Below are 23,014 nucleotides of genomic sequence, written 5' to 3'. Positions count from 1 at the left end.
ATTAAATGAAATTAAATATAGGAAACTTATACTTTATAATATTAATTCCAATACTTATCTTCTTTATTTACTATAGTATTAAAAAGTTTAAAATAGGTAATAAAAATGACATATTAATATTAATAAGTAGGATAATTATTTTTACTTTATTAGTTTTATCCTTTGCAAATATAACAATAAGCATTAGGGGTAAAAATATTTCAACAGTATTTTTATTAGATGTATCAGAAAGTATTAGCTCTTTTAAAGGTAGTGGAGAAGATTTTATAAATAGTGCTTTAGAAATAATGCCTAAGGGAAATAAAGCCGGAGTAGTATTATTTGGTGATAATGCAAAGGTAGATAAAATTATAGATAATAAAAGCTTTTATAAGCCTTTAAATTCAAGTCCAGTTTCTACGGCAACAAATATTCAAAGTGCTGTTGAAACTGCAATAACTTTATTTGAAGATGGAACATCTAAAAGAATAGTTCTTATAACTGATGGGGAAGAAAATAAAGGTGATATATTAAAATCTGTTCCATTAATTAATGCTGAAAATATAGATTTAAAAGTATATAAGGTTACAGAAAAAAGTGGAGATGAAATTTATATAGATAATATAACTATTCCAGATAATATTTCTATTGGAGAAGAGTTTTCTGTAAAAATAGATGTAGAAGCTAATTATAATACTTCAGCTAAACTTACTTTATTTAGTGGAAGAGAAAAGGTTGGAGAGCAAACAGTAGAAGTAAAAAAGGGAAGTAATTCTTTTGTATTTAGAGATGTACAAAATAGTGGTGGTTTTAAGAATTATAGAGTTACAATAGAGGCAGAAGGTGATACTAATAAGATAAATAATGAATATAGTGCCTATACTAATGTAGTTGATAAGCCTAATATTTTAATAATAAATGGAGTAAAGGGTGATTCAAAAGCTTTAGAAGAAATATTAAAAAATGGTGGTGCTAATATTAAAACTATTTCACCAAATTCTTCACCAAGCACATTAAATGAACTTTTAGAATATAAGGCAGTAGTTTTAAATAATGTTTATAAAGATGATTTAACTAATGGATTTATGGATAATATAGAAAGCTATGTTAAAGATTATGGTGGTGGAGTTGTTACCTTTGGTGGAGAGGATTCTTATGCTCTTGGTGGATATAAAGATACAGCTTTAGAAACTATACTTCCTGTAAACATGGATAAGAAGGGTAAAAATGAAGTTCCTTCTATAAGTATTAATTTAATTATAGATAAGTCTGGAAGCATGGGCTTAGAAGGTGGAGGAGTTAGTAAATTAACTCTTGCAAAGGAAGCTGCAATGAAGGCTGTAGATAATTTAAGAGAAATAGATTATATATCTGTAATAGCTTTTGATGATACATTTGATGTTGTAGTTAAAACTCAAAAGGTTACAGATAAGGACTATATAAAGGAACTTATATCAGGAATACAAATAAGAGGTGGAACATCGATATATCCAGCTCTTGAAAAAGGCTATAATCTTCAATTAGAAAGTGATGCAAAAATAAAGCACACTATACTTTTAACTGATGGGCAAGATTCAATTCCTTATTCAACTTACGAAGGTCTTTTAAGACAGTTTAATAACAAAAATATAACATTATCAACAGTTGCAGTAGGAAATGATTCAAATTCAAATCTTTTAAGTGATTTAGCTAAGGCTGGAAATGGTAGAAGCTATTATACAGATATTTATACTGATATACCAAGGATATTTGCAAAAGAAGTTTTAATGTCTGTTGGAACTTATATAATAAATGAGGAATTTACTCCAAGCATAGTAAGTAACCATGAAATATTAGCAGGAGTTAATACAGAAGGTGGAATTCCATCATTGCTTGGATATATAGGAACATCTTTAAAAGAGGATGCAATTGAAATATTAAGTTCTAGTAAAGATGAGCCAATTCTTGCAGTAAGACAATATGGAATAGGGAAAACTGTAAGTTTTACTAGTGATATTGATGGAAGCTTTAGTAAGAATTATTTAACGTGGGAATATGGACCTCAATTAATTAAAAACATGGTTTATTATGCAATACCATCTTATGGTGAAGAGGGGAAATTATCTATAACTCAAAATGGAAATGAAGCTAAGGTTGAGTATTATAATGATAATGTTAGTTCAAGTGCTAAAGTAACAGGAATTTACAATGGAGAAGATGGAACTCAAGGTGAGTTTACATTAACTCAAAGTGAACCGGGGAAATTTGAAGCAAATGTTCCATTAAATAATTTAGGATTTTATAATTTTAGTATAAGGGAGCAAGAAGGAGAAAATATAACTAGCAATTATAAGGGGGCTTTTTCTCTTAAATATTCTGATGAATATAAGTTTAATACTAATTCAATTAAGTTAGATTCTCTTGTAAGTGAAACTAATGGAAGTTTTATAAAAAGTGTAGAAGAAGTTTTTGAAGGAAAACTTAAAAAAGAATATAAGAAAATTAACTTAACTAATTCACTTTTAATATTAGCATTAATATTATTCTTATTTGATATAGTTTATAGAAGATTAAATTTAGATTTTTCTAAATATATTAATATTAGAAATAATAAAGATAAAGCTACTAAAAATACTTTTATAAAAGAAGAAATAGCATTAGAAAGGGAAGTAAATAATTTAGAAGAGTTAGATAGTAAAAAAGATGAGCTTAAGAAAAAGGATAGAAAACTTAAGGTGAAAAAGAAGGCTAAGGAAACTTCTAAATCTCAAACTCTTGATACTAATTCACTTCTTAAAAAGAAAAATGACAGAAATGGTATCTCTTAAAAATAATTTTTATAAAGGGAATTTAAATGAAGAAAAAAAGAAAGAAGAAATGCCAAAATAACTGTAATTGTAATCCATTAGAAGGTTTTAAACTTCCTCCATGTGTTGAATTTTTAGGAGCGCATAATCCTTTAGTAAATGGTGATGAAATTATATATACAAATCTTAATAGATTATATTATTTTTTAAGCTATAATTATTCAAGATTTAATAATCAAAGTTATAATCCTATAAACCCAGCAACTTTTAATGTAAATTCAAATGCAAATTTACAAATAGATTTATATTGCTTTATCATAGGATTATATATTAATGAGGTAGAAAAGGGAAATATCAAATTTGATAGCAATGTAAAAATCCATGATGATGAAAATGCAGATGAGTTTATTAAAAAAATTATGGGAAATAATTATGATTTAGATAGTTCTTTTGTTCCATCTTTGACATATGTAATTTCAAATTCTAATGCAGTAATTTCTCTTTTTACGGGTATGATAGATATAAGTGTTACTAATTTTTATATTATTCTTATGCTTAGTAGATTTAATACTGATTATGGATTACTATTTTCTGATAACTCCTATGTTACAAATGATTTTATTAATAGGACTTTAGCAAATATTTATGTTGAATTTAATAAGTGCAGAAGATAAATATATAAACTTATAATTTAAGAAGCTATATAATTTAAAGATAAAAATTTAAGTTATATAGCTTCTTTTTGTTGTATAGAAAATAAAAATAGTAGTTTGTTAAAAGTATACTTTAAAAGAATATTTTTGATGATTTATATATTATAATGAAAACTTTGTTTTGATTAAGGTTGATAGTAGGATTAATAAATATTAAAATTAATTTGAAATAAATTTAAATAAGTTGTGAGGTAAACAATGAAAATACGAGTACCAGAATATTTTAAGGAATTTAAATGTATAGCATCACAATGCAAAGATACTTGTTGTGCAGGATGGGGAATAGTAATTGATGATGAAACCTTTGATAAGTATAAAAAGGTAAATGGAGCATTTGGAGATAGATTAAAAAGTGAAATAGTTCATGAAGCGGGAGAAAATATATTTGTATTAAGTGGAAATGATTGTCCATTCTTAAATGAAAGTAAATTATGTGATATATATAAGGAGCTTGGTGAAGAGGGGTTATGCTATACATGCAGACAATATCCAAGATACTTAGAGGAGTTTGGAAGTTTGCGTGAAATGGGAATTTCTTTATCTTGTGAAGAAGCAGCAAGGATAATATTAAAGGATTCTAAAAAGGTAAATTTTGAATTAAGTGAAAATGATGAGGAAGTTAGTACATATAATGATATTAATGCAAGGCTTTATATGGAGCTTATAAAGTGTAGAGACATAGTAATTGATATTATTCAAGATAGAAGTATGAAATTAAACAGTAGAGCTTCAGTAGTTCTTGCTTTTACTAAAGAAATTCAAGATAAAATAGATGAAAATGAAATTAGTGATATTAAAGCTATAAGAGAAAAATATTCCAATAAGGATTTTATAAAAGAATTATTAGGTAGTTTTGAAAAATATAAAAATAAGGAAAAGGATAGATATAACATAATTAATGAATATTTTAATGTGTTTAAGGAATTAAAGCATATAAACCCTAATGATCCGTTAGGTTTAGATAATGCATTAAGATATTTTTGGCAAAGTGAAGATGATAGAGAAATATATTTAGCTAAAAGTAAGGCTTTTGATAAATATTATGAAGATTCAATATATAAATTTGAACATATTTTAGTTTACTTTATTTTTAGATATTTTATGAAAGCTGTTTTTGATTATGATGTATCTGCAAAGGTTAAAACTGCAATAGTAAGTTATTTAATGATAAGGGAATTAGCTTTAGTAAGATTTACTGAAGAGTGTGGTTTTACAGAGGAAGATATGATAGATATAGCTCATACTTATTCAAAAGATATAGAGCATTTAGAAGAAAATATTGAAACTTTAGCAGAAATATTTGAAACTAATGAAGCTTTTGCTGTAAAAGAAATGTTAATAACTTTAATGAATTAAGAAAGAACTGGTGATTTTTTAATCTCCAGTTTTTTTAAATTTTATATATAATTTTGTAAGATTTGATTAAAAAAATAGATTAAATTACTAAATATATAGTTAAAATGGGAAAAATTACTCACTACTTAATTGAAAGAAAATTGACAAACTGAAAGATAAATCCTTCAAAATTTACAGTTTATTATTAATATATTAAAAATAAAACGGTTTCATTTGTATAGTTATAATATTATGTTGAAGTGTCTTGATAAATTAATAATACTATAGTAAAATAATAGTAAATTAACTAAAGATTTTAAAAAATATAACTTGGGGGGATAAAATGGAACAGAGAAAAGAGAGTTCTGTAATTGATTTACAGGAAAAGAAAAAAGTATCGTTAATAGAGAGGATAGGTAAAAAAATACCAGACCCAGTAATTATATTTGCTATATTTTATGTGGTTGTTTTAGCTGCAACTTTTTTCCTTGGAGGAAAAACATTTGAGGTTATGAATGGAGATGGCTCTTATACAACACATACTATTTTAAATATGTTTGATGCAGAAAATATTCAATGGATATTTTCAAATGCATTACTTAATAACTGGTTAGCTTATGGGGGAGGAGTACTAGGTACAATTCTTGTTGTTATGCTAGGAGTTGGACTTGCAGAAGAATCAGGACTTTTATCTACATTAATTAAAAAGGTAGGATTAAAGGTTTCAGATAAAATGCTTCCAATAGTTTTAGTATTTTTAGGAATAATGAGTAGTATAGCTACAGATGCAGGATATGTAATATTAATACCTTTAGCAGGTCTTTTATATGCAGGATTAAAGAAAAATCCTCTTATTGGTATGGCTGCTGCATTTGCTGGGGTTTCAGCAGGGTTTAGTGCAAACTTATTACCAGCTACACCAGTTGATATTATAGTTGGTAACAATGCAAAGATATTTGCAGAAGGGCAAGGAATTCCTTTTACTAATTCTTTAGGACAAGCTCTTAATCCAGCTACTATGCATTACTACTTTGTTGTTACTTCTACATTTTTATTAGCTGCTATAGGTGCTTTTGTAACTATGAAAATAATAAAGCCAAGACTTGAAAAAGAAAGCTTTATAATTCCAGAAGATATGAACTTAGATGATTTCACAGTTAAGCCAGTTGAAAATAAGGCACTTAAATTTGCTGGAATAGGATTTTTAATTGCAGCTGTTTGTGCAGTAGGTTTATACTTTGGACCATTAAAAACATTTATAGATGCAGAAACAGGTTCAAAAGTAACTCCATTTATGGATAATATAATATTAATAATAACATTCTTATTCTTTGTACCTGGAGTATTTTATGGTGTAAAGGTTGGAAAATTTAAAAATGCTAATGATGTAGTAAAGGGTATGTCTAAACAAATGGGTTCTATGGGAGCAGTACTTGTTTTAACATTCTTCTCATACAACTTCCTTGCATTATTATCTAAAAGTGGACTTGGAACTTACATCACTTACTTAGGTGGTAACTTATTAAAAGCTATGAATTTATCAGAGTATCCAATACTTTTAATAATAGGATTTATATTAATAACAGCTATAATCAACCTTTTTGTTGGTGGATTAACTTCAAAGTGGATGTTACTTGGTCCAATATTCTTACCAATGTTATATCAAGTAAATTCAAATATGACACCAGAAGTTGTTGCTGCAGCTTATAGAGTTGCTGATTCATCAACTAATATAATAACTCCATTAATGTCTTATGCAGGTATTATATTAGTATTTATGAGAAAATATAAACCAGAATATACAATTGGTGATATGATAAGATTAATGATGCCTTACTCAGTAAGCTTCATAATTGGTTGGACAATTCTTTTATTAGGATTCTTCGCATTTAAAATACCATTTGGATTCTAAAATTTAAAATAAAAATTCCTTAATAGAAATTCTATTAGGGAATTTTTTTTATTATATTACGCATTTTTTAATTTTTTTAATACATTTGATTTTTCAAGTACAGAAGCTAAAATAGTTGCTAAAACTATTCCAACTATTGATTGAATAATATTAGCTGGAATAGAAGCTAAAGCAGCAGGAAAACCATAAAGCATAGTTTCAACTAAGGAATAAGCAAAAATTTGAAACACACAACCTATAATAGAAGAAATAATAAATGCAAATTTAGTTTTATTAATTAAAGTTTCTAAAATTGTTGCAATTATTAATACCATAATAGATTTAATTAAAAATGTAGGAATTATATATTGCATATATCCACTTAATAAATCACAAAGGGAAGCTCCAAGACCGGCAGCTAAAGCACCTTTTTTCTTTCCTAAAATTAAAGCAGAGATAATAACCATGGAATCACCTATATGGGTATATCCATTTAATGATGGAATTTTAATTAAAAATGTTGCTACACAAACTAAGGCAGCCATAATTGCAATTTTAGTTAAATCTTTAGTACGAATTTGTTTTTTCATAATTAGTTTCCTCCAAAAAAACTCTATGTTTAAATGATAAGCTAATTACAAAAGAAATGCGAATGTATGGGTACAAATAAGATAAGAAAAGTTGTTGTAATAAAATATATAAGTAGTATATAATGAAGAAAATTAAATTAAAGTTTAAAGGAGAAATGAAAATGAGTGAAAATAATAACGTAAGATTAGGATTAATTGAACTTTATAAAAATAAGGTAAGATTCCTTGGATTTACACAAAAGGATTTAGATGAAAAGTATAATAGTAAGTTTTTATCTCAAGAGGAGTATGATATTTTAACTAACTTTTATGAGGAATATTTAAAGGAGCAAAATTAATAAATATTATTTTTAAAGTTTGGAGATACTATTATTAAAATATTTTAGGGGGTATCGCCGATTTGAAAAAAGATAATAAAAATAAAGAAAAGTTTTATAAAGCTTTAGAAATGCAACAAAGATTAATTGATGTAGATGAAATTGTACATGAAAAGTTAGAAGGAATTGATGAAAATATTCCGGGAAGCAATACTGGATTAGATTAAAAAAGAAGATAAAATTATGTTAAATAAGAAATAATTAATTTATTATTTTAATAATAAAAACCTCATTTATTAATTGATATAAGTAATTGTATCATAAATAAGTGGGGTTTTTTACGTAAGTTGGATTTTTTGTTTTATTAATGATATTGAGTTAATATGTACATTTGGATATAATTTATAATAAGTTAAATTATGTATTTTTATACTTTTAATATTATTTGGGAAGGGGATTAAAAATGAGTATATTTAATATATTTAAAAAATATGATGAAAGAGGATTTGACGCTAATGGTATACATAGGAATGGAACAAAGTATGATGAAAATGGCTATGACAAAGAAGGATATGATAAAAAAGGATTTAAATTAAATGGTATTCATAGAAATGGAACCAGGTATGATAATAATGGGTATGATAAAGAAGGATATGATAAAAAAGGATTTAAATTAAATGGTATTCATAAAAATGGAACAAGGTATGATGAAAATGGGTATGATAGAAATGGTTATGATATAAAAGGATTTAATTTAAATGGTATGCATAAGAATGCAACAAAATATGATAACAATGGATTTAGTTTAAATGGTATGCATAAAAATGGAACAAGATATGATGATAATGGGTATGATAAAGATGGCTATGATATAAACGGATATAATAAAAATGGATTTAATTTAAATGGTATTCATAAAAATGGAACCAGGTATGATAATAATGGGTATGATGAAGATGGCTATGATAAAAAAGGATTTAGCGTAAATGGTATTCATAAAAATGGAACAAGGTATGATAATAATGGGTATGATAAAGATGGATATAATAAAGAAGGATATGATAGGTGGGGATATAATAGAAAAGCATATAGCATAGATGGGTTTGATAAAGAGGGATATAATAAAGAAGGATACGATAGGTGGGGATATGACAGAAATAGATATAATAGAGATGGATATGATAGGTGGGGATATGATAGAAATGGATATAATAAAAATGGATATAATAAAAATGGATATTATAGAAAGAGCTATGATAAATATGGATATGATAAAGAGGGCTACAACAAAGATGGTTATGATATAAATGGATTTAACAAAGAAGGTAGAAATCAAAATGGTACATATTTCAATGAAGATGGATATGGTGCTGATGGATTTAATGCTCTAGGATTTAATAAAGAGGGTTATAATCGAGGAGGATATAATAAAGAGGGTTATAATAAAGAAGGGTATGACAGATATGGTTTTAATACATATGGTTATGATAAAGATGGTTATGATAAAAAAGGTTATAACAAAAATGGCTATGATAGAGAGGGATTTAATTTAGATGGAATAGACCTTCAAGGGTACAATAGACAAGGTTATGATTCTAATGGATATAATAGAGAAGGATATAATATAAAAGGGGATTACTTCGAATTTGTTGATAAGTATATAAAAGATAATAATGAAGTTGCTATAACTAGTATGAATATAGTTTACAGTGAAAATATTAAAAATATATTCTTGGATATTGAAAGAAGTAAAAAGAGTATGCTTATAGAAGATTATATAGGAGCATTGTCACATTTAAGACGTGCTAGTGGAATATTGGTAGAGGAGATATTGATGCAATCAGATATATTACCTTATAAATATTTAAATTTAAGTACATTTGAAAGGTTAAATATTATAAAAGAAAATGGACTTGCTGATGAAAAAGAATTAAAATTATTACATGAAATTAGGCAAACTGGTAATATTGCTGTTCATAAAGCAGAAGCAGACTTAACTAGTACAGAAAGCTTAATTAAATCATTCCAAAGATTACTTCATGAGTGGATAAATAAAAAATAATATAAAAAATTAAAGCTACAGTTAAAAGAAAACTCCTTTAACTGTAGCTTTTTTATTATTCACAATTTCCAAGTAATGATAATTGGTATTTATCTAATATGATATTTGCATTAACAACTGAATAGCAATTATTTATAAAATAAATAATTAAGCTATCACGTACATCTTTTGAATAAAGCTTATTAAATCCAGCAAGAGTTAAAGCTTTATTAGCCTGTACTAAAGATAAATTACAAGCTAAGGCTATTTTAATTACATTATCACGACTAGGGTTTTTTGTTCCATTTAAAATTTGATAACAGTAAGTTCTGTTAATTTCAGAATCAGCAACAAGAGTGCTTTTTTTAATTTTTTTAGAAATTCTTATATCATCTATATATTCATGAAATTTTAAAGTAGACACTGAAGAAAGTTGATTTTTTATAAATTTATCAATGTCATTTTCAGAATTAATATTATTAATAATCTTATCAAGCTCGTCTGTATTGTTATTTTTCATTTTTTAATTATCTCCCTTAATATTTTTATTGATTTATTGACTTGTTTATTTGATTTGTTGATTTATTGAGTGAGATATATAATAATGATAAAATAAAAATTGTTAAAAATCAAATAAATAAGGGGAAAAAAGGAATGAATAATATAAGCTTTGATGAAATGGAATCAAGATATATTGAATTATTAGAGTTAAGTAATTCTAAGAAAAATAGTGTTTATTTAGTTAGAAGTCAATTAGATGATGGAATATATATAAAAAAGGAGCTAAAAAATTATAATCTTGATGTATATAATCAAATAATTAAAATAGAAAATATTTATATGGCTAAAATATATGAAATGTTTAAATGTGATGATTCATTAATAGTAATTGAAGAATTTATAAATGGAAAAACACTTCAAAGAATTTTAGATGATAATGGTTCATTAGATGAAGATATTGCCATAGGGTATATTATAAATTTATGTTCAATTTTAGATATACTTCATAATCAAACTCCACCAGTAATACATAGGGATATAAAGCCTTCAAATATAATTATAGATAATAGTGGAGTGTTGAAGCTTATAGATTTTGATGTATCTAGGGTATATAAGGAAGAGAGCAATATGGACACACATATATTAGGGACCAAGGGGTATGCTTCTCCAGAGCAATTTGGATTTGAACAAACAGATTGTAGAAGTGATATTTATTCAGTTGGTGTATTAATTAATGTATTGACTACTGGTAAGCATATAAAGGAAAAATTAAATGAAGGTAAGTTAAAGGATATAATTGAAAAATGTACTAGCCTTTCTCCAGATAGCAGGTATTCATTTGTTAAGGAATTGCAAATGGATTTAAGTAAAATATTAAGTGAAAAAGAGAAAAATGAAAATATAAAGTTAAATTTAAAAAAGGACAATGGAATAGAGAAAAAAGGGACAAAAACTTTAAATGATAAGAAAGGGACAAAGATTAAATATAAGAAAAATAAGTTTTTTTCTATAATAGGTGAAATACCGGGATATAGAAAGAAAAATATTATAAGCATTATTATTGCTACTTTGTGGTATTCTTTTTTGATTTTTGGACTTACAGCTAACTTTGAAAAAGGCAATATTAAATTAATATTAGAGGATATATTTTTTGTAAGTTTACTTATGCTGATGACTTTATTAAACTGCAATTTTAAAGGGATAATAGGTGTATTACCTATAACTAGAAGTTCTAAAATTTATAATAAGATAGGTGGATTAATATTATATAATATTTTATTATTTGCCATATATGGAGTTATATTAGACATATTTAATATTATATAAATTGTATGCCATTAGCATACCACTAAGGTTCTTTATTATAATAGAATAATTCCGTTGAGTTTATTTGAGTTGAGTTATAATATTATTATTTTTGGGGGGAAACTAATGGATAAAAAAGTTAAAAAACCAATATGGAAAAAATGGTGGATATGGGTTATAGCTATTATTATTGTTATATTTATTTCAACTGATAGTGGAGAAGAGGTAAACAACGTAGCAAATAATTCTAATGATATTTCATCTAGTGAAAGTATTAACAATGATGAAAATAAGGATGCTAGTGAAAATAAGGATGTTAATGAAAAAAAGCCTACTAAAATTAAAGCTGGAACATATAAAATTGGGACGGATTTACCAGCTGGAGAATATGTATTTTTTGCAACAACAGGAATGGGTTATTTAGAAGTATCATCTGATTCGACAGGAAGTTTGAATAGTATTATATCTAATGATAATGTAACTGGTCATACATATATTACAGTTAATGAAGGTGAGTATTTAAAATTAAGAGGTGGAGAAGCTTATGCAGTTTCAGAAGCTCCATCATTAACTCCTAAGAATGGAGTTTATAAAGATGGAACTTATATTGTAGGAAAGGACATACCTTCTGGGGAATATAAGGTAACTGTTAATTCAAATATGGGTATGGGCTATATAGAAGTTTCTAGTGATAGTAGGGGTGTATTGAATTCTATTATTACTAACGATAATATAATGGAAGATTCTTATATAACTATACAAGATGGACAATACTTAAAGCTATCTGGAGCAGAGATTAGAATAAATTAAATTGTTAGAAATTAAAGTTAGAAGTAAATAAAAATAAGAATTTATAAGAAAAAATCTCATAAAAAATATGAGATTTTTTCTTTTTATATAATTAAGTAATTAATATATTCTTAGGGAGCAAACAGAGTTTGATTTATTGCTATTGAAAAAAGATGCACAACGTATAAGTGATTTACCTATTTATAAAGTAGATGATGTATTGGCAGTTATAGAAAACATAAAGCTGATTAATAAAGGTCAATTTAGCAATTAAGTATAAAATGGAGACTGGATTAGCATTTAACTTATTATATGAATTATAATAATAGTAATTAGCTTTAGCTAAGTGAATCTTATACTATAGATTGGGGGGATTATTATTAAAAAATTAGATTTTAAATCACGCACAAAGATAATGGCTTTAATATCTTTTATAGTAAGTGTATTTTTAATAAAATTTAATATATTATAATTTAAAATTATCAATAATTAAGTTATAATAAAATATAATGTATTTTGGAGGTGTTTAAAATGACTTTGGCTCAAAAATTATTAAAAGTTGTTGAAAATATTTCAGATGAAAAGTTATGTGAAATTATTGATTTTACTGAATATTTAAAAACTAAGGAACTAAATGAAAATAAATTATTAATTGATTCAATAGTAGAGGAATATGATGAAGCTTTAAAGGAGCTTGCTAAATAATGAAAATATAACCATAGAAGATGTTATTTATATAAACGATTTAACTATAAAAAAACATGGTGGTACAAAGGGAATAAAAAATATTTCCTTAATAGAAAGTTCATTAAATTCTGGACTAGCAACATTTGATGGGCAAGATTTATACCCCAAAATTGAAGATAAAATAGCTATGATTTCATATTAATTTATAAAAAATCATGGATTTAATGATGGCAATAAACGTGTAGGTTGTATAATTTTATTGACTTTATGTCACAAAAATAATATTACAATTAAGCCTTCTCAAAAAGATTTAATTAATCTAGGTCTTGGAGTTGCTAGTGGAAATTTAGGAAAAGATGATATAAAATCATTCATAATGAATAATAAAATTTAAATTATTAAAATATTAATTTAATAAATAAGTATAAAATGGAGGCGAGATTAGCCTTCATTTTTTGTTTAAACATTATTTTATTTTGAAAATTAATAAACTGGATATAATTAATACCATAAAATATTTTAATTTCATAATTTTGTATGTAACTCTTGACGCATAATACTATGTATTATATGGTATTATGTATAAGGAGGTGTAATATGGATATACAATTAAAAAAAGGATTATTAGAATTTTGTGTATTATCTACATTACAGAGGGCAGATTCATATGGCTATCAAATAATTAAGGATATTTCAAGATGTATAGAAATATCGGAATCTACATTATATCCAATATTAAAAAGATTAGAAGCTAATTCTTATGTTGAAACTTATTCTGTGGAGCATAATGGTAGGCTTAGAAAGTATTATAAGATTACATCTAAGGGAGAAGAACGGATAAAAGAATTTTTAGATGATTGGAAAGAGGTTATGAATATTTATTATTTTATAAAAGGAGAGGATTTGAATGAGTAAATTAACTTTTATTGAAAATTTAAACATATTATTGAAATCAATCAATGAAGATGAACGTAATAAATTTATATCTTATTATGAAGAAATTTTTGAGGATTATATTGAAAATGGATTTACAGAAGAAGAGGTTATTAATAAGATTGGAAGCCCTGAAAGTATAGCAAATAGCATATTAGAAGAGACAGATTCACGCAATATTAAGATTCCTACATTTAATAGTAAAATATTAAACATAGCGTTGCTTATATTAGGATTTCCATTATGGGGGAGTTTATTATTAGCAGTAGCTTTAATTATTTTATCTATATACATTGTTATTTTGTGTGTTCCTTTTACAACAGGGGTTATGTCTGTTAGTTTTTTTGGAGCTGGATTGTTTGGAATAATTGCATCTCCATTTCTTATGTTTGATGGATTAGCTTTAGGTATTGTACAATTAGGATTTTGTATTTCTTTAATAGGTGCTTCTATTTTATTAGGAATTATAACTTTATATGTATCTAAAAAGATTATGAGTATTACAAGTAAATTAATATTTAAGATAGTAAAATCATTTAAGAAGAAGGTAGTTATAGTATGATAAATAAAAAAGAAAATATTATAAAGATGAGCATTGCCTTAATTGTAATAGGATTTATAATTTCTATAGTTGGCTTTGGTGTAGGTGAATTTAACTTAGATATTTTTAAATCTAGTGATACACAAAAGTGGTATAAAGTAATAAGTATTGATTAATAAAAAAAGTTTTTTAATTTAATAGATTATGATGTTAAAAGCTCTTACTTGTATTTAAATTACAGTAAGAGTTTTTTATTTTTATGGTATTAAGTTTTTAATAGGATAATAGATTATTTAAGAGTAAATATAAGTTTTATAAGTATTAAGTTTATATTAACAATTTTGTATGGTAAAATATGGATAATAGATAGCTTGAGGGGGAAAGTTATGAAAAGGGGAATTATATTATATAAATCAAAATATGGTGCTACAAAAAGATATGCAAGTTGGCTTGTTGAAGAAACGAAATTTGATTGTATAGAAATAAAATATGCTAATGTTAAAGATTTACAGCAATATGATAGGATTATTTTATGTGGAGGAATTTATGCTTCTGGGATAGCAGGTTTATCATTTTTTAGAAAGAATATTTCTAAATTGAGTAATAAAAAATTAGCAATATTATGTGTTGGAGCTTCTCCTTATGAAGAAAAAGCTTTTGAGCAGATTAAGAATTATAATTTAAAAGATGATTTGAAGGAAGTTCCTATATTTTATGGGCGTGGTGCTTGGGATGAAGAAAAGATGTCTATAAAGGATAGAAGCTTATGCAAACTTTTGAAAATGGTAATTTCTAAGAAGGATTCTGGCACTTATGAGCCTTGGATGAAGGAGTTATTAATTTCAAGTGGCAAAAAGTGTGATTGGACTAATAAGGAATATTTAAAACCATTGTTAGAGTTTATCAAATAAAAACAATAATATTGTTATTAAGATAATGAAAAATAGAGTTTGTATAAAGTATAGTTTTGCTGAAAAGATAGGAGAATTAATATGGAAAATATTAAGATTAGAGAAATTAGAAAAGATGAGTATGAACTGCTTGATGATTTTTTATATGAAGCTATTTTTATTCCAAAGGGAGAGGAAAAACCACCAAGAGAAATTATTAAAAATGAAGAATTACAAATATATATTAAAAATTTTGGATTATTTAAAGATGATAATTGTTTAGTTGCGGAAGTTGATGGCAAGGTTGTTGGAGCTTGTTGGACTAGAATAATGAATGATTATGGTCATATTGATAATGAAACACCATCTTTTGCAATTTCTTTATATGAGGAATATAGGGGAATGGGGATAGGAACTAATTTGATGAATTGTATGTTAAAGCTTTTAAAGAAAAAGGGTTATAACAGGGCATCTTTATCGGTGCAAAAAAAGAATTATGCAGTAAAGATGTATGAAAATGTAGGCTTTAAAGTTGTTAGTGAAAATGAAGAGGAGTATATAATGATATGTAATTTATAATATTTGAAGCCTTTTTATTAATCTTTAATTGTTATTTATATTTTTGATGTAGTAATGCTTCAGTTTAAAATGTTATAGGAATAAATTGGGGGTGTAGTAAAATGAAAACAAATTATTTGGAGAAAATTCAAAAGGGAATGAGAGCATTTCAAATATTATTTAAAATAATAATGATTTTTCAATATGTAGGTATTGCTTTAACATCTATTGCGGCTATGCTTGTTGCAACAGATGTATTAAATAATGGAAATAAATTTTTGAATTTTGTAGAAGTAGCAGCTGAAATTAATAAGGAGCAGATTGTTGGAAGTTTGGTTGCCACAGCTATTTATTTGCTTTTTTTATGTATTCTTTCAACATTTACTTACCGCTATTTTACACTTGAGCTAAAAGAAGGCACTCCATTTACAAATATTGGGGCAGATAAGGTAAAGCAACTTGGAATTATCACAATTGTAATATCTTTAATTTCAACTTGGATTATTGATATTATTTATGAAATGATAAACATCTCTGAGGGAAATAGATTTGATGATGCAGGAGGAATTGTATTTGGTATTTTCTTAATTTTGCTTTCTACTGTTATACGTTATGGGGCTGAATTAGAGCAAGAAAAAAAGATATAAAAAGAAATTTTTAAAATACTATCTTTTAATTTTATTTCAATATCATCATACTCAAATGGATGGTGCTCACGACAGTAATTTTAATATAAGAATATAAAGTGAGGCTAATATAGTCTCACTTTATATTTATTATCTTAAAAATTTAAATCCAATTTATATCAGCTTTTTTTCTAGGGGCAGTTCTTTGATATTTAACATCAGGATATCCAATTACTAAGCAAGAAATTATTTGTTTACTATCCTTTATTCCAAGTAAATCTAAAATTTCTTTATTATCTTGAGAAGCAACTAAAAGAAATCCACTAAAAAATGTTCCAAGACCTAAAGCATCAGTCATAAGCTCCATATTAGAGGAAGCTAATCCACCATTGATTGGAGTAGGGGAAGTAACAAAAATTGCTGCTGGAGCATTGAAAAATAGTCTATCATTTTTTGTTGGGTCTTCTTTAAATTGTGAGTAACTATGTAACCACATATTTGCATATCTTTTTAAGTATTCTGTTTCTGGAGTTAAATTTGCAAGGATATATTCTCCTTTTTGCTTTAAGCTAGAGTAAGCAAGGCTTTTTAATTCTTCTAATTTGTCAGTAACTACAGTATAAGAAACATCTTGGCTATTAGTAGAAGTTTGAGTAAATCTACCAGCTTCGATAATTTGCTCAAGTTTTTCTTTTTCTACTGGCTTATTTTTAAAGCGTCTTACACTTCTTCTAAATTTAATAAAGTTTAAAAGATTTTCAGCTTCAACTGTAAAGTTTTCTTTATCATAAGGTTTTACTTCTTCCATATTATAATCATCAGTTGAAACAGCATATACAGGGCATATTGCAACACAATGACCGCATTTAATACAGCCTTCATTATTAATTTCTGCTTTTCCATCTTTTAATGAAATAACACGAGCAGGGCAATCCTTGATACATTGCATGCAAGCAATACATTTTTCTCTATTTACTTTAAACAAAATCTTCACTCCTTAGTATTTTATTTTAAATAATTTTAAAATTTATTTATAGGTTAATAATAATTATAAATTTATAACTATTGTAAAAGAAATAAGTATTAATTTCAATATAATAATAGAGTAACTCTTTTTTAGAAAATTAATTCTTTTATTAATATACTTGCGATATTTTTAAATTATTAAAGGGAGTATCCATATAGGATATCCCTTTATATTTTTTTATAATTTTATTAAGCAAAGCCAAATAGTATTCCTACAGTATGAATTATAAATGATACAGCCCAAGCTATGGCACATTGCATTAAAACTATGAAAAAAGCAGCTCTTTTTGAACCAAGTTCTCTTTTAATACAAGCAATAGCAGCAATGCAAGGAGTGTATAATAAAGTAAATATTAAAAAGACAAAGGCTGTAAAAGGAGTAAATAAAGTAGGAAGCAAGGAAGTATCTCCACCTAATAATACAGTAAGAGTACTAACTACACTTTCTTTTGCTGTAAATCCTGTAATTAAAGCTGTTGAAATTCTCCAATCTCCAAATCCTAAAGGTGTAAATAAAGGAGCAATTAAACCACCTATCATAGCAAGTAAACTATATTTAGAATCATTTACTACGTTAAGTCTTGTATCAAAGGTATGTAAAAACCAAATGATAATAGCAGCTACAAAAATTATTGTAAATGCTTTTGTTATAAAGTCTTTAGCTTTGCTCCAAATTAATTGAAAAACGCTTTTTGGACTAGGAAATCTATAGTTAGGTAATTCCATTACAAAGGGTATTGGTTTTCCCTTAAAGGCACTATTTTTTAAAAGTAGTGAAAATAGTATTCCAACAATAATTCCAGAGAAATATAAAATAACCATAACTAATGCTGGATATTTTGGGAAAAAGGCATAAGTAAATAAAGCATAAATTGGAAGTTTTGCAGAGCAACTCATAAATGGAATAAGTAGCATTGTCATTTTACGATCTCTTTCTGATGAAAGTGTTCTAGTGGACATTATTGCAGGAACGGAGCAACCAAATCCAATTAAAAGTGGAACAAAGCTTCTACCTGAAAGCCCAATTTTTCTAAGCATTTTATCCATAACAAAGGCAATTCTTGCCATATATCCGCTATCTTCTAAAACTGATAAAAAGAAAAATAAAACTACAATTATAGGTAAAAAGCTAAGTACACTACCAACACCACCAAAGACACCATCAATCACTAAAGATTTTACTATTGGATTAATTCCATAAATAGTTAAACCCTTATCGCAAATATCTGTAAAATAATTTATTGCAAAAGATAGCCAATCGGATAATTTAGCACCAATAACACTAAAGGTTAACCAAAAAACAAGAGCCATAATTGCTATAAAGGAAGGAATAGCAGTATATTTTCCAGTAAGTATGTTATCAATTTTTACACTTCGTATATGGGATTTACTTTCACGAGGTTTTATAACGGTATTATTGCAGACATTGCTAATGAAGGTAAATCTCATATCAGCAAGGGATGCTTGTCTATCCTTACCAGTTTCTTTTTCCATTTCTATTATGATATGTTCTAACATTTGCTTTTCATTTTCATCTAGTTTAAGCTTTTCTAAAATAAGGTTATCTCCTTCAACTAATTTTGTTGCTGCAAATCTTGCTGGAATTTTTGCATTAGTTGCATGGTCATCAATTAAATGAAGTATTGCATGAATACATCTATGAATTGCAGCTTGTTCAGGAGAGGCATTTTCATCACAAAAATCTAACCTTCCGGGACATTCATCAAATCTAGCAACATGGATAGCATGTTCAATAAGTTCATCTATACCCATATTTTTAGAAGCTGAAATTGGAACAACTGGAATACCAAGAAGTTCTTCTAATAAATTAATCTTTATTGTTCCACCACTTTCTTGTACTTCGTCCATCATGTTTAATGCAAGAACTAAGGGTAAATCCATTTCTATAAGTTGCATGGTTAAGTATAAATTTCTTTCAATATTAGTTGCATCAACAATATTTATTATTCCTTTAGGTTTAGAATTAATAATAAAATCTCTTGTTACTATTTCTTCATTTGTATATGGGGAAAGGGAGTAAATTCCGGGAAGGTCTGTAACTGTAGAATTAGGATGGTTTTTAATTATTCCATCTTTTCTATCAACAGTTACACCAGGAAAGTTTCCAACATGCTGATTACCACCAGTTAGTTGATTAAATAATGTGGTTTTTCCAGAGTTTTGATTACCTATTAATCCAAAGGTTAAAGGAGCATCAAGGGGTAATTCATTTCCTTTTTTATTTACATGGTAAATTCCCATTTCTCCTACTTGTGGATGGGGAATATCAGTAATTCTTTCTTTATAATTTTTAATACATTTTTTATCGGTAACATCTTTAATTTCTATTTTTGCAGCATCAGAAAGCCTTATGGTAAGTTCATAGCCACGGACACATAATTCAATTGGGTCACCCATAGGAGCAACTTTAATCATGGTAACTTGCGTATTTGGGGTAAGCCCCATATCTAAAAGGTGATTTCTTAATGCACCACTGCCACCTACATTTACTATGATTGCACTTTTTCCAACTTCTAATTCATCTAAGGTCATTTAAATATACCATCCTTTTTTATTGCTTTATTATTACAATATTTATTCATAAATTATGAAAAACTTGCTAAAAATTTAATTACCTAAAGTGATGATTTATTGTTATAATCTTAATGAGTATCTTTATTAATTAATAAAGATTTTTTTGAAATTATAAAATTGTATGTGAAATAAAATATAAAATTTTATTTTAGTTAATTAAAGGTTTATTTATAATCATCTATGGAATTACAATAATAGTATTTTAAATAATATATTTATAAATTATAAATAAAGTACATAAAGGAGAAGTTTTTAAAATGGGATTATTTGATATTTTTAATAAAAATAAGAGTAAAAAGGTGCAAAGAATTGAGGAGCATTTTAGTGAAACAGGAGATTTGTTAGGTGAAATAATTGATTTAGCTTCAAATTATTCTTATGGTAATGAGGATAATTTACTTAATAAGTATAGTAATGAGGGCTTAGAAATAGTTTTTATTAATAAGGTAAGAAGTGAATTAGAAGCGGTATTATTGGATTTAGGGAAATCATTAAAGGAATATTATAATAATGAATATGTTACAGCAGAGGATTCAAAAGGAGAAAATAAAAGTTTTGCATATTCTTTAGATGCTTTAGTAGTACTTTTTAATAATTCTCTTGATTTGTACTTAGAAAATGAAGAAGTAAGAGATACCTTAAATTTTTGTTATAAGGTATGTAATGTAGAGCTAGAAAAGGTTAAGGAAATTTTAAGTGATGATAAAGCAATCGAAGCTTTTACTGGAATTAAAAAGAAAGTAGTAGTAGAAGAAATAATAAATGAAGAAGGCAGGGAAGAGGAAGAAGTAGCTATAGAAGAAAGAGAGAAAGAAACAGCTAAGAAGGTTTATGAAGAAAGTTTTAGTGAGGTTGATGGTGATATAATAATAGATACAGATAAGATAAAATTGTATTTTATTAGAATAAGCCGTGATGAGGAAGAAAGAATAAATTTAAACTTATGTATTGAAAATAAATTAGACAGTGATATTAAAATTGAAATCAAAGATGTAACTGTAGAGGCGTGTAAAACTATTCCAAGCTTTAATTGTAATGTTTTAGCAAAGTCTATAGTTTATGAAAAGATGGTTTTTGAAAATAATGTGGAACAATTAGTGAATTTTAAAGGAACTTTTTTAGTTATAGATAGTAACTTAAATAAAGTTATTGATGAATATAAGATTTCTATGTTTGATGAAGAGTAGAAAAAAGATAAGAGTGTAAAACAATAAAATATATATATAAATAAAGAAATGTATAAAGAGATATATAAATGAAGAAATATATATTATTTGTATAGTCAATATAAAGAAATAAAGGCTATATATAAAAATTAGTAAAAAATAATTTAGATAAAAAGAGAGGCTTGTATAATTTATATTATATATTTTATGCTCTCTTTTTATTTTAAATTTTATTATAGATAGAAAAATAAAGGAATTATAATAATTAATTTTTTAAAAATTAATAAAAATAAAATAGTAGATATTAAAATTAGTTAATAGTTAAAAAAGAAAGCTGTTAATATATTAAATATTATTAATAATTAATCAGAAAAAAGAAATTATTATTAAATTAAAAAGAGGAAAAGTTAGTAAGATGTTGTTAAAACTTAATTGTGATTTAATGTTTGTATATAAAAAATAGTTTGTGATTAATTAAATATTTTTAATTAACAACAACAAGGAGGAAATGGCGGTAGGATAAGTTTATTAGGATTTGACTTTGGAGCAGGATTTGGATTTTCTGGAGGCATTGGCAAAGGTTTTTCTTCTTGTTTTGGGTCTTTAACTACTTTTAGTTCTACTTTATTAGAAGAAGCAATTTTATTTTTGCTAGGTTCATCACCAGCAAGAGACATATTAGCTATATTGAAAAATTTATCTGGAAGTATAAGTGGATTTATAACTTTAATAGGTAAAAGTATATTTACATCTGCTCCAGCAGTAATGTTACTTGCACTAATAACTATATCAATTGTCCTATTTATAATAATAGAATTAAATTTTACAGTATCAGTTACATTATTTATAGTTTGCATAACCTTAATATTATCTAAATTTACTTCTAGTCCTTTTTCTAAAGTATCACTTATTCTATATTCTGTGTAACCATCTGTTGAATCTAAGGCATTAAAATGAATTAAAAATTCAAACTCAAATTCTTTTTTTCTAATTATTGTATTTGTGGAAGAAGATTTTGTTAGTTTTATACCTTGTTCTTGTATCATAACACCAACTGCAACGGATTGTCTTTCTCTAGGGGATATCATTGTTATTTTACACTCAGTTGCTGAACGACATAAGAAAACTGGAGCATTATTATATCCTTCTTTAACTGCAAGTTCTTGTACTGTATTTGAACCTAAACCAATATAAGCTAATTTTCCAGGAAAGGGCCAAGATTGATTTGCTTTTAATACATCAACAATATCATATAAGCTCCATACACCATTTTTAGTTTGAAAGGTATTACTTTCAGCTCCGTAGGGAAATAGGTTTGTTTGTTCTGCATCAGCAGCAATAAAGGAGTAATTAGTAATTTTATTACCATAGCTATCTTTTACACAAATATCTTCAAGGTTAACTTTCCATATATTAAGTCCCCAAGGGTTATAGGATTTAGGATAAAATGCTGGATAGCCAAGTATACCTGCATAATCAATACGTCCTAAATCACCATATTCTGTAGGTAAAACATCTGATACTAAATCCATAGCACCTCCCCATTTTATAGTCATATGGAAGGTATACCCAGAACCATCTAATTTATTTGTAAGATGGTACATATTTTTAGGGCATATTGACATATTTTTACCTAGGTTAATCCAATAAATATAAGGTACACCTCTTCCAGGACTTTTGGGATTTGCCTTATAGGCAGTTTCATTAACTTCAATGATATTAGTAGACATTAATTTTACACCTCT

At 26.2% G+C, this 23,014-nt stretch carries 24 protein-coding genes; 19 read left to right on the top strand and 5 right to left on the bottom strand.

Features of this window, described 5'->3' with window-relative positions:
• Positions 1-5: 5 nt before the first annotated feature.
• From QZ321_RS09440 to QZ321_RS09425, 4 genes are all read left to right on the top strand, one after another.
• Positions 6-2,786 (top strand): VWA domain-containing protein, encoded by a 2,781-nt coding sequence (locus tag QZ321_RS09440; RefSeq protein WP_291747791.1) that lies wholly within the window; start codon positions 6-8, stop codon positions 2,784-2,786.
• A gap of 26 nt (positions 2,787-2,812) precedes the next feature.
• Entirely contained in the window at positions 2,813-3,439 is a 627-nt protein-coding gene (locus tag QZ321_RS09435; RefSeq protein WP_291740920.1) for a hypothetical protein, read from the top strand.
• 237 nt (positions 3,440-3,676) lie between these two features.
• A complete protein-coding gene (fliB, locus tag QZ321_RS09430) occupies positions 3,677-4,834 on the top strand; it encodes a flagellin lysine-N-methylase (protein ID WP_291747793.1) in 1,158 nt (385 codons plus the stop codon).
• Positions 4,835-5,156: 322 nt separating this feature from the next.
• Positions 5,157-6,725, top strand: coding sequence for an AbgT family transporter (locus QZ321_RS09425; RefSeq protein WP_291747795.1), 1,569 nt, complete (start codon positions 5,157-5,159; stop codon positions 6,723-6,725).
• 56 nt (positions 6,726-6,781) lie between these two features.
• On the opposite strand, the gene QZ321_RS09420 is transcribed toward QZ321_RS09425, so the two are convergent.
• Positions 6,782-7,294: an ECF transporter S component gene (locus tag QZ321_RS09420; RefSeq protein WP_291747797.1), complete on the bottom strand. Its 513-nt coding sequence runs from the start codon at positions 7,292-7,294 to the stop codon at positions 6,782-6,784.
• A gap of 161 nt (positions 7,295-7,455) precedes the next feature.
• On the opposite strand from QZ321_RS09420, the gene QZ321_RS09415 reads away from it, so the two are divergent.
• From QZ321_RS09415 to QZ321_RS09405, 3 genes are all read left to right on the top strand, one after another.
• A complete protein-coding gene (locus tag QZ321_RS09415; protein WP_291747800.1) occupies positions 7,456-7,632 on the top strand; it encodes a hypothetical protein in 177 nt (58 codons plus the stop codon).
• A gap of 62 nt (positions 7,633-7,694) precedes the next feature.
• Complete coding sequence (locus QZ321_RS09410; RefSeq protein WP_291747803.1) at positions 7,695-7,838, top strand: hypothetical protein; 144 nt, start codon at positions 7,695-7,697, stop codon at positions 7,836-7,838.
• Between the two features lie 236 nt (positions 7,839-8,074).
• The gene (locus QZ321_RS09405; protein WP_291747806.1) at positions 8,075-9,673 is read left to right on the top strand and encodes a hypothetical protein; all 1,599 of its coding nucleotides are present in this window, start codon (positions 8,075-8,077) and stop codon (positions 9,671-9,673) included.
• Between the two features lie 55 nt (positions 9,674-9,728).
• Here QZ321_RS09405 and QZ321_RS09400 read toward each other — a convergent pair whose 3' ends face one another.
• Positions 9,729-10,172, bottom strand: a complete 444-nt coding sequence (locus tag QZ321_RS09400; RefSeq protein ID WP_291747809.1) for a helix-turn-helix transcriptional regulator — start codon at positions 10,170-10,172, stop codon at positions 9,729-9,731.
• Between the two features lie 134 nt (positions 10,173-10,306).
• On the opposite strand from QZ321_RS09400, the gene QZ321_RS09395 reads away from it, so the two are divergent.
• From QZ321_RS09395 to QZ321_RS09345, 11 genes are all read left to right on the top strand, one after another.
• Positions 10,307-11,479 carry a serine/threonine-protein kinase gene (locus QZ321_RS09395; protein WP_291747812.1) on the top strand — a complete coding sequence of 391 codons (1,173 nt, stop codon included), beginning with the start codon at positions 10,307-10,309 and terminating at the stop codon, positions 11,477-11,479.
• 105 nt (positions 11,480-11,584) lie between these two features.
• A complete protein-coding gene (locus QZ321_RS09390; protein WP_291747815.1) occupies positions 11,585-12,268 on the top strand; it encodes a hypothetical protein in 684 nt (227 codons plus the stop codon).
• Positions 12,269-12,778: 510 nt separating this feature from the next.
• On the top strand, positions 12,779-12,952 hold the full coding sequence (locus tag QZ321_RS09385) for a DUF2281 domain-containing protein (RefSeq protein WP_291747818.1): 174 nt from the start codon (positions 12,779-12,781) through the stop codon (positions 12,950-12,952).
• Positions 12,942-13,136 carry a hypothetical protein gene (locus tag QZ321_RS09380; protein ID WP_291747821.1) on the top strand — a complete coding sequence of 65 codons (195 nt, stop codon included), beginning with the start codon at positions 12,942-12,944 and terminating at the stop codon, positions 13,134-13,136. Before QZ321_RS09385 ends, QZ321_RS09380 begins: the two co-directional genes overlap by 11 nt.
• A 57-nt stretch (positions 13,137-13,193) precedes the next feature.
• Positions 13,194-13,328, top strand: a complete 135-nt coding sequence (locus QZ321_RS09375; RefSeq protein ID WP_291747824.1) for a type II toxin-antitoxin system death-on-curing family toxin — start codon at positions 13,194-13,196, stop codon at positions 13,326-13,328.
• Positions 13,329-13,531: 203 nt separating this feature from the next.
• Positions 13,532-13,849 (top strand): PadR family transcriptional regulator, encoded by a 318-nt coding sequence (locus QZ321_RS09370; protein WP_291747827.1) that lies wholly within the window; start codon positions 13,532-13,534, stop codon positions 13,847-13,849.
• Positions 13,842-14,429 carry a DUF1700 domain-containing protein gene (locus tag QZ321_RS09365; RefSeq protein ID WP_291747830.1) on the top strand — a complete coding sequence of 196 codons (588 nt, stop codon included), beginning with the start codon at positions 13,842-13,844 and terminating at the stop codon, positions 14,427-14,429. Before QZ321_RS09370 ends, QZ321_RS09365 begins: the two co-directional genes overlap by 8 nt.
• On the top strand, positions 14,426-14,584 hold the full coding sequence (locus QZ321_RS09360; protein ID WP_291747832.1) for a hypothetical protein: 159 nt from the start codon (positions 14,426-14,428) through the stop codon (positions 14,582-14,584). The genes QZ321_RS09365 and QZ321_RS09360 overlap by 4 nt, the downstream gene beginning before the upstream one ends.
• 210 nt (positions 14,585-14,794) lie before the next feature.
• Positions 14,795-15,319 carry a flavodoxin domain-containing protein gene (locus tag QZ321_RS09355; RefSeq protein ID WP_291747835.1) on the top strand — a complete coding sequence of 175 codons (525 nt, stop codon included), beginning with the start codon at positions 14,795-14,797 and terminating at the stop codon, positions 15,317-15,319.
• 81 nt (positions 15,320-15,400) lie between these two features.
• Positions 15,401-15,877: a GNAT family N-acetyltransferase gene (locus tag QZ321_RS09350; protein ID WP_291747838.1), complete on the top strand. Its 477-nt coding sequence runs from the start codon at positions 15,401-15,403 to the stop codon at positions 15,875-15,877.
• Between the two features lie 101 nt (positions 15,878-15,978).
• Entirely contained in the window at positions 15,979-16,503 is a 525-nt protein-coding gene (locus QZ321_RS09345) for a hypothetical protein (RefSeq protein WP_291747842.1), read from the top strand.
• Between the two features lie 142 nt (positions 16,504-16,645).
• On the opposite strand, the gene QZ321_RS09340 is transcribed toward QZ321_RS09345, so the two are convergent.
• Entirely contained in the window at positions 16,646-17,467 is an 822-nt protein-coding gene (locus tag QZ321_RS09340) for a nitroreductase family protein (protein ID WP_291747845.1), read from the bottom strand.
• 230 nt (positions 17,468-17,697) lie between these two features.
• Positions 17,698-20,061, bottom strand: a complete 2,364-nt coding sequence (gene feoB / locus QZ321_RS09335; protein ID WP_294196677.1) for a ferrous iron transport protein B — start codon at positions 20,059-20,061, stop codon at positions 17,698-17,700.
• A 299-nt stretch (positions 20,062-20,360) separates the two neighbouring features.
• Here feoB and QZ321_RS09330 point away from each other — a divergent pair, with 299 nt between their 5' ends.
• Positions 20,361-21,290, top strand: coding sequence for a hypothetical protein (locus tag QZ321_RS09330; RefSeq protein ID WP_291750235.1), 930 nt, complete (start codon positions 20,361-20,363; stop codon positions 21,288-21,290).
• A gap of 467 nt (positions 21,291-21,757) precedes the next feature.
• Here QZ321_RS09330 and QZ321_RS09325 read toward each other — a convergent pair whose 3' ends face one another.
• Positions 21,758-22,999: a CshA/CshB family fibrillar adhesin-related protein gene (locus tag QZ321_RS09325; RefSeq protein ID WP_291750232.1), complete on the bottom strand. Its 1,242-nt coding sequence runs from the start codon at positions 22,997-22,999 to the stop codon at positions 21,758-21,760.
• Between the last annotated feature and the right edge of the window lie 15 nt (positions 23,000-23,014).

Source organism: uncultured Clostridium sp., assembly GCF_910588715.1.
Taxonomy (GTDB): Bacteria; Bacillota; Clostridia; order Clostridiales; family Clostridiaceae; genus Clostridium.
Note: the sequence above shows the minus strand (reverse complement) of the source record. Positions and strands in the feature narration are given on the sequence as shown.